A 625-nucleotide genomic window follows, 5' to 3' on the forward strand; every position below is an offset into this window, starting at 1 on the left:
AAATCTGCTAGTCTAGAGCCTCAATAAAAATATAATCATGTAAATTACTTTCTGTAGCAAAATCACTTAATAACCGTGAAACATCGATATTTTGCTTTATGCCCAATTTAAAATGATCTTCCAGAAGAGCTTCTGTTTCTCCAGTTTGACTCAATAGCTTAGCAAGCGATTCTTCACTAAAAATAAGATCATGGTATGCCTCATTTTGTACTTCAACAGTAACATTCGCTGTTGCACGACCACCTTTTCCATCAGATACAGTATAAGTGAATATGGCATCACCAACATAATCAGCCGCTGGTGAAAAAGTAATAATCCCCGTTTCATAATCTACGCTAATTGTATTGCCTGTATTACCTGCATCTACACCAACGAGTTTAAAACCATTCTCTAAATATGCTGGATCATTACTTAAAATATCATCAAAAGTAATTTTAAGATTTTGTCCAGCTTTCATAATTAAAGGATTCTGTTGAACAAATTGATCTGCAGTTGCTCCTAATATTTGAAACTCTAGTTCAGTCAAATACTTTTCTAATTCTGTCGTCGTCGTATTTTGATCTTTATCTTTAATATTTTCCTTCAAAGATGCCACATCTGCATCCTTAGAGCCTATCCAGTATTA

Annotated in this window: 1 protein-coding gene; it reads right to left on the reverse strand. The window is 33.8% G+C overall.

Features of this window, described 5'->3' with window-relative positions; translation table 11 throughout:
- Positions 1-7: 7 nt before the first annotated feature.
- Positions 8-595 carry an Ig-like domain-containing protein gene (locus A6M14_RS00810; protein ID WP_152872878.1) on the reverse strand — a complete coding sequence of 196 codons (588 nt, stop codon included), beginning with the start codon at positions 593-595 and terminating at the stop codon, positions 8-10.
- Positions 596-625: the final 30 nt, after the last annotated feature.

It is taken from the genome of Acinetobacter portensis (assembly GCF_009372215.1).
Classification (GTDB): Bacteria; Pseudomonadota; Gammaproteobacteria; order Pseudomonadales; family Moraxellaceae; genus Acinetobacter; species Acinetobacter portensis.